Here is a 16,566-nt window from a genome sequence, read left to right on the forward strand (position 1 = left end):
GTGAATCAGGGGATTCTCCTAGTTTTCCGGTGTGAAGCTGGAGTGGGTGAAGCCGCTGACGCGTCACCTGGAACCCTGACCGCAGGGAGGGTAGAGGTGGCATGCTGCGCACCGAACTGATCCGCCCGATCCAGGACCTCCTCACCGAACAGAGCCGCCGCTTCGGCGCCAAGACCGCTTACGCCGACGCCCGGCGCGCCATCAGCTACGCCGAGCTCGAGGCGCGCACCCGCCGGCTCGCCGGCCATCTGGCCGGACTGAGCCTGCTGCCGGGCGACCGCGTGGCCATGTACCTCGGCAACCGCGTCGAGCTGGTGGAGAGCTACTTCGCCATCGTCCGCGCCGGGGGGATCGGCGTTCCGGTCAACCCACATGTCTCCCAGGCCGAACTGGAGCATCTGCTCACCGTCAGCGGCAGTCAGGTCGTCATCACGGACTCCGCCCACCTGCCGCTGCTGCGCCGGCTCGACCCCGGAGCGAGTCCGCTGACCGTGCTGGTGGTGGGGGAGGACCCGGTCCCCGCGGGCTGCCTGTCCTACGAGCGGTTCGCCACCACCGAGCCCGACACCCCGGCCCGCGACGCCCACGGACTCGACGACATCGCCTGGATGCTCTTCACCTCCGGCACCACCAGCAAGCCCAAGGGTGTGCTCGCCACCCAGCGCAACTGCCTCTGGTCGGTCGCCGCGTCGTACGTACCCGCGCTCGGCCTCACCGCCGAGGACCGGGTGCTCTGGCCGCTGCCCCTGTTCCACAGCCTCTCCCACATCGTGTGCGTGCTGGCCGTGACCGCCGTCGGGGCGACCGCCCGGATCACCGACGGACACTCCGCCGAAGACGTGCTGGAGCTGTGGGGCCAGGAGCGCTCCACGGTCATCGCCGGAGTCCCCACGCTGTACCACTACCTCGTCCGTGCCTCCAAAGCGCCCGGGTTCACCGCCCCTGACCTGCGGGTGGGCCTGGTCGGCGGCGCCGTGACCACGGCGGCGCTACGGCGCTCGGTCGAGGACGCCTTCGGGGCCCCGCTCATCGACGCGTACGGCAGCACCGAGACCTCCGGTTCCATCGCCATCAACTGGCCGACCGGGCCCAGGGTCGAGGGCTCCTGCGGACTTCCCGTCCCCGGCCTCGCCCTGCGGGTGGTCGACCACCGCACCGGCCTGGACGTACCCGACGGGACCGAGGGCGAGGTGTGGGTCCGCGGCCCGAACATCATGGCGGGCTACCACGACCAGCCCGAAGCCACCGCCGAGGCGCTGCGCGACGGCTGGTTCCACACCGGCGACCTCGCCCGCCGTGACCGGGACGGCTATCTGACGGTCACCGGGCGGCTCAAGGAACTCATCATCCGCGCCGGGGAGAACATCCACCCCGTCGAGGTGGAGGACGTCCTGCGGACGGCGCCCGGCGTGGCCGACGCCGCAGTGGTCGGCAAACCGCACGACGTCTTCGGCGAAGTCCCGGTGGCCTTCGTCGTCCCCGCCCCCGGCGGCTTCGACCCGGCCCAGGCGCTCGCCCTGTGCCGGGAGCGGCTCTCGTACTTCAAGGTGCCCGAGGAGCTGTACGAGATCGAGCGGATCCCGCGCACCGCGACCGGCAAGGTCACCCGGCACCGGCTGCTGGACGGCCCGGCACGGCTGCGCGCGGTGGGCAACGCCCACCATGACGCGCTCTTCCGTACGAGGTGGGTCCCACAGCCGTCGGCTCCACAGCCGTCAGCCCCTCAGGCATCGGTCCCTCAGATGGCTGCCTCACGCCCTCGGCCCGGCCGTTGGGTCCTGCTCGGGCGGCATGCCCCCGGGTTCGTCGGTCTGCTGCGGGCCTCGATTGGTACCGAGTTGGGCGAGCACGTCGACACGGTCGACCTGAGAGCGGCGGTGGCTGCCGGAAGTCCCCCGCCCGCCGTAGCTCTGCTTTCGGCCCCCGCGGACACCACCGAGGGTGTCCTGAGGGACGTCGAGACGTGGCTGGCCTCCGCCGAACTGTCCGATGCGCTGCTGGTGGTGGTCACCCAAAGCGCCGTGGCGACGACCGCGGGCGAGGATGTGCCGAACCCGGAACAGGCCGCGTTGTGGGGGCTGGCGCGCTCCCTGCAAGCCGCTCATCCCGGCCGTATCGCCATCGTCGACCTCGACGCGCCCGATGACGAGACGTGTGCCGGTGCGCTGTTGGCGGCGGTGGCGTCGGGCGAGCCCCAGAGCGCGGTGCGCTCGGGCGTCGTGCTGCTGCCACGGCTCGAACGCGTGGCCCTGGATATGGGTCTGGGCATGGGCCCGGACACCGAGCCGGATGCGTCCGTGGCCTTCGACCCCCATGGCACCGCGGTCGTCACCGGAGTGGACACCCGGCGCGGCGCCGCGATCGCCCGGCATCTGGTGACCGGTTACGGCGTACGCCAACTGTTGCTGATCGCTCCACCGGGGCAGGGCGGCCGGGCCTACGAGCTCTGCACCCAGCTCACCGATGCCGGAGCCGGTGTCCGACTGGTCGAATGCGACTTGGACAACCGCACCAAACTGCGGCGGGCGCTGGCGAAGGCCACCAGCCCCCTGAGCGTGGTCGTCCACGCCTGGGAGGCCGTGGACGAGCCGTCGGACGGGCGCGTGGTCGCCGAGGCCAGGACGCTGTACGAGCTCACCCGGAAGGCAGATCTCACCGCGTTCGTGCTGTCCTCCTCGACCAAGGGGTTGCTGGGCGCGGCAGGGGAGACCACCGAGGCCGCCTCCGCCGCCTTCCTCGACGCCTACGCCCAGCATCTGCGTATGCGAGGGGTACCGGCTCAGTCCATCGCCTGGGGGCCGTGGGAGGGAGAGACCGACGAGACGACCGGTGCGCTGAGCTCCAGGGAGGCGCTCGCCGCGCTGGACGCCGCCCTGGGCGTGGACCACGCCCAACTCGTCGCCATGAAGCTCGACCCGACCGCCGTGCCGACCGGGACGGCCTCCCCGCTGCTCCAGGACCTGATCGACGTCCCGGCCCGTACCGCCACCGTGGACGAGGCCGTCACGGTCGCCCTGCGGGAGCGGCTGATGGACACGCACGAGGCCGACCGGGACCGGCTCCTCACGGATCTCGTCCGCGAACACCTGGCCGACCTGCTCGGCCTGGCCGACAAGCACGCCGTAGAGCCCGAGCGGGCCTTCACCGACCTGGGCCTGACTTCGGTCACGGTGGTGGAGCTGCGCAACCGGCTGAGCGAGGCCACCGGGCTCCGCCTGCCCGCCACCTCCGCCTTCGACCACCCCACACCGGTGGCGTTGGGGAGCCTGCTGCGGCGGGAACTGCTCGGCGGTACGGGAGTGCCGACCGTCCCGCTCCTGGCCCCCGATTCGGTCCCGGCTCCGGCCCCGGTTTCGACTGTGGTCGCGGGGGCGGGTCCGGTCGATGACCCGATCGCGATCGTGGGGATGGCCTGCCGGTTGCCGGGTGGGGTCGGGTCGCCGGAGGAGTTGTGGGAGCTGGTTCTGGCAGGTGGTGAGGGTATCGGGGAGTTCCCGGCGGATCGGGGGTGGGATCTGGAGCACCTCTTCGACCCGGATCCGGATCACGCGGGGACGAGCTATGCGCGTCGGGGCGGGTTTCTGTATGACGCGGGGGAGTTCGACGCCGATTTCTTCGGGATTTCGCCGCGTGAGGCGCTGGCGATGGATCCGCAGCAGCGGTTGCTGTTGGAGACGTCATGGGAGGCTTTGGAGCGGGCCGGGATCGATCCGGTCTCGTTGCGGGGCCAGGACGTGGGCGTCTTCGCCGGGATGATGCATCAGGACTACGGAGTCGGCTCCACCGAAGGAGCAGATGCCCCCGCCGGTCTGGAAGGCCACCTGATGACCGGCACCTCGGCGAGCGTGGTGTCGGGTCGGGTGTCGTATGTGTTGGGGTTCGAGGGTCCTGCGGTGACGGTGGACACGGCCTGTTCGTCGTCGTTGGTGGCGTTGCATCTGGCGGGTCAGGCGTTGCGGGCGGGGGAGTGCTCGATGGCGCTGGCCGGTGGGGTGACGGTGATGGCGGGGCCGGATGCCTTTGTGGAGTTCTCCCGTCAGCGCGGCCTCGCCGCCGATGGTCGCTGCAAGTCGTTCGCGGCCTCGGCGGATGGTACGGGGTGGGCTGAGGGCGTGGGTGTGGTGGTTTTGGAGCGGTTGTCGGATGCGGAGCGGAACGGTCACCGGGTGTTGGCGGTGGTGCGGGGCAGTGCGGTGAATCAGGACGGTGCGTCGAATGGGCTGACGGCGCCGAATGGTCCGTCGCAGCAGCGGGTGATCCGGCGGGCGTTGGCGGGGGCTGGGTTGGTGGCGGGTGATGTGGACGCGGTGGAGGCGCATGGGACGGGTACGCCGCTGGGTGATCCGATCGAGGCGCAGGCGGTGCTGGCGACGTACGGCCAGGATCGTGATCGGCCGCTGTTGATGGGGTCGTTGAAGTCGAATATTGGTCATGCGCAGGCGGCTGCGGGTGTGGCAGGTGTGATCAAGATGGTGTTGGCGTTGCGGTATGGGGTGTTGCCGAGGACGTTGCATGTGGATGAGCCTTCGCGGCAGGTGGATTGGTCGTCGGGTGCGGTGGAGTTGCTGACGGAGGAGCGGGTGTGGCCTGAGGTGGGGCGTGTGCGTCGGGCGGGGGTGTCGGGGTTCGGGGTGAGTGGGACGAATGCGCATGTGATTTTGGAGCAGGCGCCGGGGGTGGCTGTGGGGGTGGTGGCGGAGGCTTCGGGTCGTGGTCGTGGTGGTGTGGTGCCGTTGGTGGTGTCGGGGCGTGGTGGTGCGGGGTTGCGGGGGCAGGCGCGGAGGTTGCTGGATTTCGTTGAGGGTCGTCCGGATGTGGGTGTGGTGGAGCTGGGGGCGGCGTTGGCTTGTGGTCGGGCGGGGTTGTCGGATCGTGCGGTGGTGGTGGCGGGGGATCGGGAGGAGGCTCTGGCGGGGCTGGTGGCGGTGGCGGAGGGTGGTGGTGCGGGGAGGGCTGAGGTTCGGGGTCGGGTGGTGTTGGTGTTTCCTGGTCAGGGGGCGCAGTGGGTGGGGATGGGTGCGGAGTTGTTGGAGTCGAGTGTGGTGTTTGCGGAGGGGCTTTGGGAGTGTGCGGGGGTGTTGGATCCGTTGACGGGTTGGTCGTTGGTGGATGTGGTGCGGGGTGTTGGGGGTGTGGGGTTGTTGGAGCGGGTGGATGTGGTGCAGGTGGTGTCGTTTGCGGTGATGGTGGGGTTGGCGCGGGTGTGGTTGGCGGCTGGTGTGGTGCCGTCGGCGGTGGTGGGTCATTCGCAGGGGGAGATTGCGGCGGCGTGTGTGGCGGGTGGGTTGTCGTTGGAGGATGCGGCGCGGGTGGTGGTGTTGCGTAGTCGGGCGATTGCGGCGGGGCTGTCGGGTGGTGGGGGGATGGTGTCGCTGGGTGTGGGTGTGGGTGAGGCGGAGTTGTTGGTGTCCCGTTGGGGTGGTCGGGTTGAGGTGGCGGCGGTGAATGGGCCGTTGTCGGTGGTGGTGGCTGGTGAGCCGGGGGCGTTGGGGGAGTTGGTGGGGGAGTGTGAGGGCGTGGGGGTGCGGGCTCGGTGGATCGATGTGGATTACGCGTCGCATACGGTGCAGGTGGAGGCGATCGAGGGGGAGTTGGCGCGTTCGTTGTCGCGGGTCCGGCCGGTGTCCTCGGGTATTCCGTTCTTCTCCACGGTGGAGGGGGAGTGGTTGGATACGGCTGAGTTGGATGCCGGGTACTGGTACCGCAATCTGCGGAGCACCGTCCGCTTCGCCCCGGCCATTGAGCGCCTGTTGGAGGAGGGCTTCCGGGCGTTCGTTGAGGTGAGTGCGCATCCGGTGCTGACGATGAGTATTGAGGCGGCGGCAGAGCAAGCGGACGCCGGACCGGTCGTGGTGACCGGGACGCTTCGCCGGGGTGAGGGTGGTATGCGCCGTGTGCTGACCTCCCTGGCCGAGGCGTATGTACGCGGTGTCACCGTCGACTGGTCCGCCCTGCTCGGCGACGTCCCCGCACACACCGCGTGTGACCTCCCGACCTACGCCTTCCAACGCCAGCATTACTGGCTGAAGCGCGGCCCCCGGACCGGTGAGGTGACCGCCATCGGCCTCGCCGGTGCTCAGCATCCTCTGCTGGGCGCTTGGGTGGAATTGCCGGATACGGACGGGGCGTTGTTCACCTCCCGCCTGTCGCTGAGCACCCACCCGTGGCTGGCCGATCACACGGTGGCCGGTATGGCCGTCCTCCCCGGATCGGCCCTTGTGGAGCTGGCGGTGCGCGCCGGTGACGAGGTCGGCTGCGGCGGTGTCGACGAGTTGCTGATCGAAGCCCCGATCGTGCTGACGGAGGGCATGAGTCTGCAGCTCCAGGTGGTCGTCGGTGGGGCGGATGACTCCGGCCGACGGCGCCTCACCGTCCACTCCCGCCCGCAGGGCAGCGGGCCGGGTCCGCGCGGTACGGACTGGACCCGACACGCCACGGGCACGCTCGCCCGGCCTGCCACCGCGCCTGACATCGACCTCGCGACGTGGCCGCCACCTGGAGCCACGCCCATCGATGTGGACCAGGTCTACGACGATCTGGCACGGGCTGGACGTGGCATCGGCCCGGCGTTCCGTGTGCTGCACTCGGCGTGGACCCGTGGCACCGACGTGTTCGCCGAGGTGGAACTGGCCGACGACCAGCAGGCCGAAGCCGCGCGCTACACACTGCACCCCGCCCTGCTGGAAGCCGTATGCCACGCCGACACGCACGCTGAGGCATCGGCCCTTCCCGTCGCCTACCGCGCGGTGTCCCTGTCCGCGACCGGCGCGGCCGAGCTGCGCGCGCGCATCAGCCCCGACGGTCAGGGCGGCGTGACGCTGCGACTGGCGGACTCCGCCGGGAGGGCGGTCGGGTCCGTGGGCTCGGTGACGTCGCGGCCGCTCCCGGCCGACGTATGGGTGTCGGCAGCCGGGACGGAACCGCAGGACGCGCTGTTCGAGGTGGAGTGGTTCCCCCTCCCTGTTCCCTCGCCCGCCTCGGATCCCGCGATGGTGACGGTGACGAGCCCGCCCGAGTTGACAACGTTGGCCGACCACGGCGACGCACCGCCCTTCGTACGCGTGGACCTGACGGACACCACCCACGGCCTCCGGGCGGTCACCTCGCGGGCGCTGGAGTGGGTCCAGGCCTGGCTGGCCGCGCCGGAGACGGACCCGCGGCTGGTCATCGTCACGCGCGAGGTCACCGACCCGATCTGCGCGGCCGTCTGGGGGCTGGTGCGTTCGGCACAGTCCGAGGCCCCGGACCGGCTGGTCCTGGTGGCGATGGACGCGGACGACGCCTCCGGCGCGCTGCTGCCCGCCGCCCTGGCCACCGGCGAACCGCAGATCGCCATCGCCGACGGGGTGGCATCCGTACCGAGGCTGGTGCGCGCCGCGCCAAACGAGGAAGTGACACGACGGCCGCTGGACCCGACCGGCACGGTGCTCATCACCGGTGGCACCGGTGCGCTGGGCGGGCTGTTCGCCCGCCACCTCGCCGCCGAGCACGGTGTACGTAACCTCCTGCTGGTCAGCCGCCGTGGCGGCGCGGCCGAAGGCGTGGCGGAGTTGGAGTCCGAACTCGGCGCGCTGGGCGCGTCCGTACGCGCCGTGGCCTGCGACATCGCAGACCGGACCGCGGTGGCGGACCTGTTGGCCTCGCTTCCCGCCGAAGCACCCCTCACGGCGGTCGTGCACACCGCGGGTGTCCTGGACGACGGCGTGGTCACCGCCATGACACCCGAACGGCTCGACACCGTCCTCCGTCCCAAGGCGGACGCGGCCCTCATCCTGCACGAGCTCACGCGCGGCATGGACCTCGCCGCCTTCGTGATGTTCTCCTCGGCCGCGGGCGTCTTCGGCAACCCCGGGCAGGCCAACTATGCCGCGGCCAACGCCTTCCTGGACGCCCTCGCCCAGCGACGCAGGGCGGAAGGGCTCCCGGCCACCTCCGTCGCCTGGGGCCACTGGGCGCTCAATAGCGAGATGACCGCACACCTCACCGCGGCAGACCTGCGGCAGCACACCCGGCGCTTCGGCATGACCGCCCTCTCGGAGGAGACCGGTCTGGCGCTGTTCGACGCCGGTGCGCGCAGTGCCACGCCCGCGCTGGTGGCGGCTCGCCTGGACCTCGCGGGACTGCGCGCCGGAGCGGCGGCCGCCACTCCGGTCGTCCCTCTGCTGCACAAGCTGGTGCCACCGGGCCGCCGGGTCGTGAGCCGTACGGCAGCGTCGCGGACCGACCTCGTACGGCGGCTGGAGTCGGTGGACCCCGCCGAACGGGAGCAGAGGCTGCTGGACCTGGTCACACACCACGCCGCCCAGGTGCTCGGACACTCATCGACGGACGGCATCGCCGCCGAACGGGCCTTCCGGGAGCTCGGGTTCGACTCGCTGACGTCCGTGGAACTGCGCAACCGGCTCAACGCCGCCACCGGCCTCCGGCTGCCCTCGACCCTGCTCTACGACCACCCCAGCCCACGGGCGCTCACCCGGCATCTGCACACCGAGCTGCTGGGGTCGCCGAGCGCCCCCGCCGCCCCGGTACCCGCCAGCAAGGCTTCGGACGAGGGCATCGCCATCGTGGCGATGAGCTGCCGCTTCCCGGGCGGGGCGAACAGCCCCGAGGACTTCTGGCGGCTGATCAGTGAAGGCGGGGACGCCGTCGGCGACTTCCCGGACGACCGTGGCTGGGATCTGTCCGCGCTCTACGACCGCGACCCGGACCACCCCGGCACCTCCTACGTCCGGCACGGCGCCTTCCTGTCCGACGCAGCCGGGTTCGACGCCGAGTTCTTCGGCATCTCGCCGCGTGAGGCGCTGGCGATGGATCCGCAGCAGCGGCTGCTGCTGGAGACCTCGTGGGAGGTGTTCGAGCGGGCCGGGATCGACCCGACCACGCTGGGCGGCAGTGGCATCGGAGTGTTCACCGGAATGAACACCCAGGACTACGCGATCCGCCTGCGCCATGTTCCGGACGAGGTCGAGGGGCACCGGATCACCGGCGTCTCCGCGGCAGTGCTGTCCGGGCGCGTGGCCTACACCCTGGGCCTGGAGGGACCCGCGGTCACGGTCGACACGGCGTGTTCGTCGTCGTTGGTGGCACTGCATCTGGCCGCGCAGGCGCTGCGGGCGGGGGAGTGCTCGATGGCGCTGGCCGGTGGGGTGACGGTGATGGCCGGTCCCGACGCCTTCGTGGACTTCTCCCGTCAGCGTGGACTGTCGGTCGATGGCCGGTGCAAGCCCTTCGCCGCCTCAGCCGACGGTACGGGGTGGGCCGAAGGTGTCGGTGTGCTGCTCCTGGAGCGGCTGTCGGACGCGGAGCGGAACGGCCACCAGGTGCTGGCGGTGGTGCGGGGCAGTGCGGTGAACCAGGACGGTGCGTCGAACGGTCTGACGGCGCCGAACGGCCCGTCGCAGCGGCGTGTCATCCGGCAGGCGCTGGCCGGCGCGGGTGTGTCGGCCGCCGAGGTTGACGTGGTCGAGGCGCATGGCACGGGTACGGCACTGGGCGATCCCATCGAGGCGCAGGCCATCCTCGCCACCTACGGACAGGACCGCGACCGGCCGCTGTGGCTGGGCTCGGTGAAGTCCAACATCGGCCATGCCCAGGCCGCCGCGGGCGTGGCCGGTGTGATCAAGATGGTCATGGCGATGCGGCACGGTGTCCTGCCGCGGACGCTGCACGTCGACGCCCCCACACCGGAGGTGGACTGGTCGGCGGGCTCGGTGGAGCTGCTGACCGAGGGGCGTGCGTGGCCGGAGGCGGGGCGTCCGCGCCGGGCCGGGGTGTCCGCGTTCGGCGTCAGCGGCACCAACGCCCATGTGATCGTGGAGCAGGCCCCAGCGATCGTGGAGCAGGCGCCGGTGAACCTGGAGCAGGCACCGGCCACCGCCGCCGAGCCCGCCACGCAGGACCCGGAAACGATCCCCGCCGTACCGTGGGTGATCTCGGCCAGGAGCGCCGAGGCGCTGTACGGCCAGGCGGCCCGGCTCGCGGAATTCGCCCGCAGCCACCCGGAGCTCGGCCCGAGCGACATCGCGCACTCCCTGATCACCACACGGGCCACATTCGACCACCGGGCCGTGGTCGTGGGCACGGGGCGGGCCGAGTTGCTGAGCGGACTGGACGCCATCGCCGGGCCGAGCGACGGCCCCGTGGCGCGAGGCGTGGCGAGCCCCGGCAGGCTCGCGGTGCTGTTCACCGGGCAGGGCAGCCAGCACCCGGGGATGGGCCGGGAACTGCACGCACGCCATCCCGTGTTCCGCGACGCCTTTGACGCGGCCTGCGCGCAACTGGACCGCCATCTGGTCGACGCCGGGCATGCCGCACACCCCGTCCGCGCGGTCGTGTTCGCCCGGCCCGGGACCCATGAGGCGGAGTTGCTCGACCACACCGTGTTCGCCCAGGCGGGGCTGTTCGCGCTGGAGACCGCGCTGTTCAGGCTGTACGAGTCCTGGGGAGCGCGCCCCGACTTCCTCGCCGGCCACTCCGTGGGCGAGCTGACCGCGGCCCATGTGGCGGGCGTGCTGTCCCTGGAGGACGCGGCCGCGTTGCTGGCCGCGCGGGGGCGGCTGATGCAGGCCCTGCCGGGTGGCGCGATGGTGGCGCTCAACGCCCCCGAGACCGTGGTGCGGTCTCTGCTGGCCGATGTACCGGGCGCCGTGGACATCGCCGCGGTCAACGGGCCCGCCTCTGTCGTCGTCTCCGGTGACCGGGACGCGGTGGCGGCCGTCGAGCGGCTATGCGCGGCCCAGGGGCACCGGACCAAGCGCCTGCGGGTGAGCCACGCCTTTCACTCCGCGCATATGGACGGCATGCTCGACGAGTTCCGCGCAGTCGCCGCCGGGCTGTCGTACGCGCCTCCGGCGGTGCCGATCGTCTCCGACGTCACGGGCGAGCTGGCCACCCCGGATCAGCTGTGCTCCCCGGAGTACTGGGTCGGGCACGCACGCAGGACCGTCCGTTTCCTCGACGGCGTCACCACACTCCACGCCCAGAACGTCACCACCTTCCTCGAACTCGGCCCCGGTGGTGTCCTCACCGCCATGGCGCAGGAGGCGCTGGGCGACGGCGCCGACCCGGGCATGTTCGTCCCCACGTTGCACGGTGGCGAACAGCCAGATCCGGTCGCCGCCGTGGCCGCGCTCGCTCGACTGCATGTCCGTGGTGTCCGGGTCGACTGGACCGCGCTGCTCCCGGGAACCTCGCGGCGCAGGATCGACTTGCCGACGTACGCCTTTCGGCACCGGCGGTACTGGCCGGACGCTCCCGTATCGGACGCCTCCGCAGTGGGTGAGCCGCGTCCTCGGCCGCTGCCGGAGACAGCGGCCCGGAATGGCAACGCCACGGCCTTCGTCGAACGGCTGAAGGCCGGCACCGAGGCCGAGCAGCACCGGCTGGTCCATGACCTGGTGCTGAGCAGCGTGGCCGCCGTGCTGGGGCACGACGAAGCGTCGGCGATCGACGGCGAACGGGCCTTCCAGGACCTCGGCTTCGACTCCCTGAACGTGGTCCGGCTCCGCAACCGCCTGCGAGACCTGAGCGGTGCCGAGCTCCCCACCACGCTCGCCTTCGACCATCCGACACCGGCCGCGCTCGCGTCATTCCTGCACGCCCGGCTGCTCGGACAGGACACCGGACGGACCGAACCGGTGCGGATGGCGGGCGATCCCACGGAGCCGATCGCCATCGTGGGGATGGCCTGCCGGTTGCCGGGTGGCGTGGCCTCGCCGGAGGACTTGTGGGAGCTGGTCCTGGCGGGGGCCGAGGGCATCGGGGAGTTCCCGGTGGACCGAGGCTGGGATCTGGAGAACCTGTTCGACCCGGACCCGGACCACGCGGGGACCAGCTACGCGCGACAAGGCGGTTTCCTCTACGACGCGGCCGAGTTCGACGCGGACTTCTTCGGGATTTCGCCGCGTGAGGCGTTGGCGATGGATCCGCAGCAGCGGTTGCTGTTGGAGACGTCTTGGGAGGCGTTGGAGCGCGCCGGGGTCGACCCCGTCTCGCTCCGTGGCCAGGACATCGGTGTCTTCGCCGGAATGGTCAACTACGACTACACCAGCCGCCTCGACACGGCTCCCGACGGTTCCGAGGGCTATCTCATGACCGGCGGCGCGGGCAGTGTGCTGTCGGGTCGGGTGTCGTATGTGCTGGGGTTCGAGGGTCCTGCGGTGACGGTGGACACGGCGTGTTCGTCGTCGTTGGTGGCGTTGCATCTGGCGGGTCAGGCGTTGCGGGCGGGGGAGTGCTCGATGGCGCTGGCCGGCGGGGTGACGGTGATGGCGGGGCCGGACGCCTTTGTGGAGTTCTCCCGTCAGCGCGGGCTCGCCCCCGACGGCCGATCCAAGTCGTTCGCGGCCTCGGCGGACGGCACGGGATGGGCCGAGGGTGCGGGCGTGCTGCTGGTGGAGCGGTTGTCGGATGCGGAGCGGAACGGCCATCGGGTGTTGGCGGTGGTGCGGGGCAGTGCGGTGAACCAGGACGGTGCGTCGAACGGTTTGACGGCACCGAATGGTCCGTCGCAGCAGCGGGTGATCCGGCGGGCGTTGGCGGGGGCGGGGCTGGTGGCGGAGGACGTGGACGCGGTCGAGGCCCATGGCACGGGCACACCGCTGGGTGATCCGATCGAGGCGCAGGCGGTGCTGGCCACGTACGGCCAGGATCGTGATCGGCCGTTGCTGATGGGGTCGTTGAAGTCGAACATTGGTCATGCGCAGGCGGCTGCGGGTGTGGCAGGTGTGATCAAGATGGTGTTGGCGTTGCGGTATGGGGTGTTGCCGAGGACGTTGCATGTGGATGAGCCTTCGCCGCAGGTGGATTGGTCGGCGGGTGCGGTGGAACTGCTGACTGAACAGCGGGTGTGGCCTGAGGTGGATCGCCCGCGCCGCGCGGGGGTGTCCGCGTTCGGCGTCAGCGGCACCAACGCCCACATCATCCTGGAACAGCCCTCGAACGTCCCTGACCTGGCATCGCCCGCACCGCAGCTGCCCAGTGGCCAGGCGCTTCTTCCGGTGTCCGCGCGAGGCGAGGGCGCCCTGCGGGCTCAGGCGCAGCGGCTGTTGTCCTTCCTGGATCAGCGACCTGACCAGGACCTGGGCGAGTTCGCCCTGGCGTTGGCTCGTGGTCGGGCGGGGTTGTCGGATCGTGCGGTGGTGGTGGCGGGGGGTCGTGAGGAGGCGTTGGCGGGGTTGGGTGTGGTGGCGCGGGGTGAGTCGGCTGCCGGGGTGGTGTCGGGTTCGGTGGTGCGTGGTCGGTTGGGGGTGTTGTTCGCTGGTCAGGGGTGTCAGCGGGTGGGGATGGGGCGTGGGTTGTATGAGGTGTTCCCGGTGTTCCGGGAGGTCTTCGACGCGGTGTGTGTGGCGTTGGACCGGGAGTTGAACACCGGGGGTGTGTCTGATTCGGTACGGGAGGTGGTCTTCGGGGGCGGTGAGCTGCTGGAGCGGACGGTGTTTGCTCAGGCGGGGTTGTTCGCGGTGGAGACGGCGTTGTTCCGGTTGGTGGAGTCCTGGGGTGTGGTGCCGGATGTGGTGGGTGGGCATTCGGTGGGTGAGGTGACGGCGGCGCATGTGGCGGGTGTGTTGTCGTTGGAGGATGCGGCGGTGTTGGTGGCGGCGCGGGGTCGGTTGATGGAGGCGTTGCCGGGGGGTGGCGTGATGGTGGCGGTGGGCGCGGGTGAGGAGCGGGTGCGTCCTCTGCTGGTGCCAGGAGTGGATATCGCGGCGGTGAATGGTCCTGCGGCGGTGGTGCTCTCCGGTGATGAGGAGCCGGTGTTGCGGGTGGCGGGGGAGTTGTCGGAGCGGGGGTGCCGGACGAGGCGTCTGGCGGTCTCGCACGCGTTCCACTCCGCCCGGATGGAGCCCATGCTGCGGGAGTTCCAGGAGGCGATCGCCGATCTGTCCTTCACCGCACCGCTGATCCCGCTGGTCTCCAACGTGACGGGCCGACTAGCGGACGCAGATGCGGTGTGTTCGCCCGAGTACTGGGTGGAGCATGTGCGTGCCGCCGTGCGCTTCGCGGACGGAGTGCGGGCGCTTGCCGACCACGGCGTGAGCACCTATCTCGAACTGGCGCCGGATGCGGTGCTGTCCGCGATGGTCGGGGACTGTCTGCCGGAAGAGGCGGCCGAACGGCCCGTGGTGGTGCCGTCGCTGCGACGTGAGGGTGACGAGCCCCGCGCGCTGCTGTCCGCCGTCGCTCACCTGCACGTGGCAGGCGTACGCATCGACTTCAGCGCTCTGTTCGGCGCCACCGTTCCGCCCGTCCACCTCCCCGATCTGCCCACCTACGCCTTCCAGCGCGCCCACTACTGGCTTCACGACACCCGGCCCGCCTCTGACCAGAGCCCCGCCGGTGCCCCCAGCGGCGCGGACGCCATCGACGCCCGGTTCTGGGCCGCGGTCGAACGCGGCGACCTCGGCGCGGTGGCCGATGCGCTTGACCTTGCCGACGCCGATGAGAACCGTGCCGCTCTGGACGCCATGGGTGGTGCGCTGGGCGTGCTGTCGGACTGGCGGCAGAAGCGCGGTGAGAAGTCCGCGGCGGACCGGCTGCGCTACCAGGTCACCTGGAAGCCACTCCCCGGCGCCACCTCCGGTGTACCCACCGGCACCTGGCTGGTCGTCCTGCCGTACGGCTGCCAGGACGAGGAGTACGCGGCCCAGGTGGCCCCGGCGCTGAATCGCCAGGGTCTGCGCACCACGACCCTGCGGCTCGACGGACCGGAACCACCCGACCGCGCCGCCTTCGCCGGGATGCTGCGCGGCGCGCTGGCGGACCATGACGACATCGGTGGTGTGCTGTCCCTGCTCGCTCTCGATCAGCGCGTACGTTCCGGCTCCGCGACGCTCACCGAGGGGTCCGCGGCCACGTTGGCGCTGGTGCAGGCCCTCGGCGACCTGGCCCCGGCAGGTGCGGCGGGCTCGGGGCATCGCCTGTACTGCGCCACCCAAGGCGCGGTGACCGTCGGCGCGACGGACCGGCTCAGTGCCCCGGAACAGGCGGCGGTGTGGGGGCTCGGCCTGGCCGTGGCGCTGGAGCAGCCGGACCGATGGGGGGCGCTGGTGGACCTCCCGGACGTGTTCGACGACCGGGCCGCCCGGACCCTGCTCGCCGCGCTGGCCGGTCCGGGCGATGAGGATCAGCTCGCGATCCGTGCCACGGGCGCGTTCGTACGCAGGCTGCGGAGCCATCCACTGACCACCGGCGCGACGAAGCCGGAGTGGCGGCCGCGTGGCACCGTCCTGGTCACGGGGGGTACGGAGGGTCTCGGCAGGCATGCCGCGCGCTGGCTGGCCGGTGCCGGCGCCGAGCATCTGGTGCTGACCGTCGGCTCGGATCCGGAGGCGCCGCATGAAGCACCGCACGTGGTGGCATTGCGGGACGAGCTGAGCGGTCTGGGCGCGAAGGTGACGGTGTGCCCGACGGACCTCACCGACCGGGACGCGGTGGAGCGGCTGCTCACCGGCCCCGCCGCGTATCCCGAGCTCTCCGGTGTCGTCCACACCGCCGACCTGGCACGGATCGCCCAGACCGACGCCACCAGCACCGATGAACTGGCGGAGACGCTGGCGGCCAAGGTCGACGGTCTGCTGCATCTCGACACGCTCCTCGCCGATCGGGAACTGGATCTGTTCGTGGTCTTCTCGTCGGTCGCCGGCGTCTGGGGCGGTGGCGGCCAGGGGCTGATCGGCGCGGCCAACGCCCAGCTCGACGCCCTGATCGAGCGGCGCCGTGCCAGGGGCCTGGTGGCCACCTCGGTGGCCTGGGGTGTGATCGACGGCTTCGGTGTGGCCGCCGATGCCACGGCCCAGGAGCAGCTGCGCCGCCGTGGTGTGCTGCCCATGGCGCCCGAGGCGGCCATGGCGGCTCTGACGCACGCCGTCCGCCATGACGACACGCTCGTGGCCGTGGTGGACATCGACTGGTCTGCGTTCGTTCCGGCCTTCACCTCACTGCGGCCCAGTCCGCTGATCGGTGATCTGCCGGGCGTTCAGGAGATCGTCGACAGCCTTCGTACGGACGACACCACCGACGGATCCGCCTCCGAGTTCCTGCGCGAACTGGCCGCGGGCTCCGACGCCGAGCGGGAACGCGCCCTGATGAAGGCGGTGCGCGAGAACGCGGCCGTCGCGCTGGGCCACAACGGTGTCGAGGCCGTCAAACCGCAACGCGCGTTCCAGGAGATGGGTTTCGACTCCCTCGCGGCCGTGAACCTGCGCAACACCCTCGGCGCCGCGCTGGGTACTCGGCTGCCGGCCACTCTCGTCTTCGACTACCCCACGCCCGCCGCGCTGGTGGAGTACCTGCGCGCCGAGCTCCTGGGAGACCAGGGCGATGACGAGGCCACCGAGGCCGATGAGGAGGAGATCCGCCGCGTACTGGCCGCCGTGCCGTTCAGCCGGTTCCGTGAGGCCGGAGTGCTCGATGCGCTGCGGTCGCTGGCCAGGACCGAGGCGGCCGCACAGGACGGCAGCCGGCCGTCCGCCGATGAGGAGCTCGACCTGATCGATGGAATGGATATCGCCGGACTGGTCCAACGGGCGTTCGACGGAACCCAGTTGTGAACGTACTCGACGCGGT

The 16,566-nt window shown here is 71.2% G+C and carries 1 protein-coding gene; it reads left to right on the plus strand.

The genetic code is table 11. The features are described from left to right. Positions 1 to 101 precede the first annotated feature (101 nt). A complete protein-coding gene (locus LIV37_RS46025; RefSeq protein ID WP_121826584.1) occupies positions 102 to 16,550 on the plus strand; it encodes a type I polyketide synthase in 16,449 nt (5,482 codons plus the stop codon). Positions 16,551 to 16,566: the final 16 nt, after the last annotated feature.

This window comes from Streptomyces rapamycinicus NRRL 5491, from assembly GCF_024298965.1.
Classification (GTDB): domain Bacteria; phylum Actinomycetota; class Actinomycetes; order Streptomycetales; family Streptomycetaceae; genus Streptomyces; species Streptomyces rapamycinicus.

Coding starts and splice junctions, on each gene's coding strand:
- LIV37_RS46025 (WP_121826584.1), top strand. CDS start 102: ATGCTGCGCACCGAACTGATCCGCCCGATCCAGGACCTCCTCACCGAA.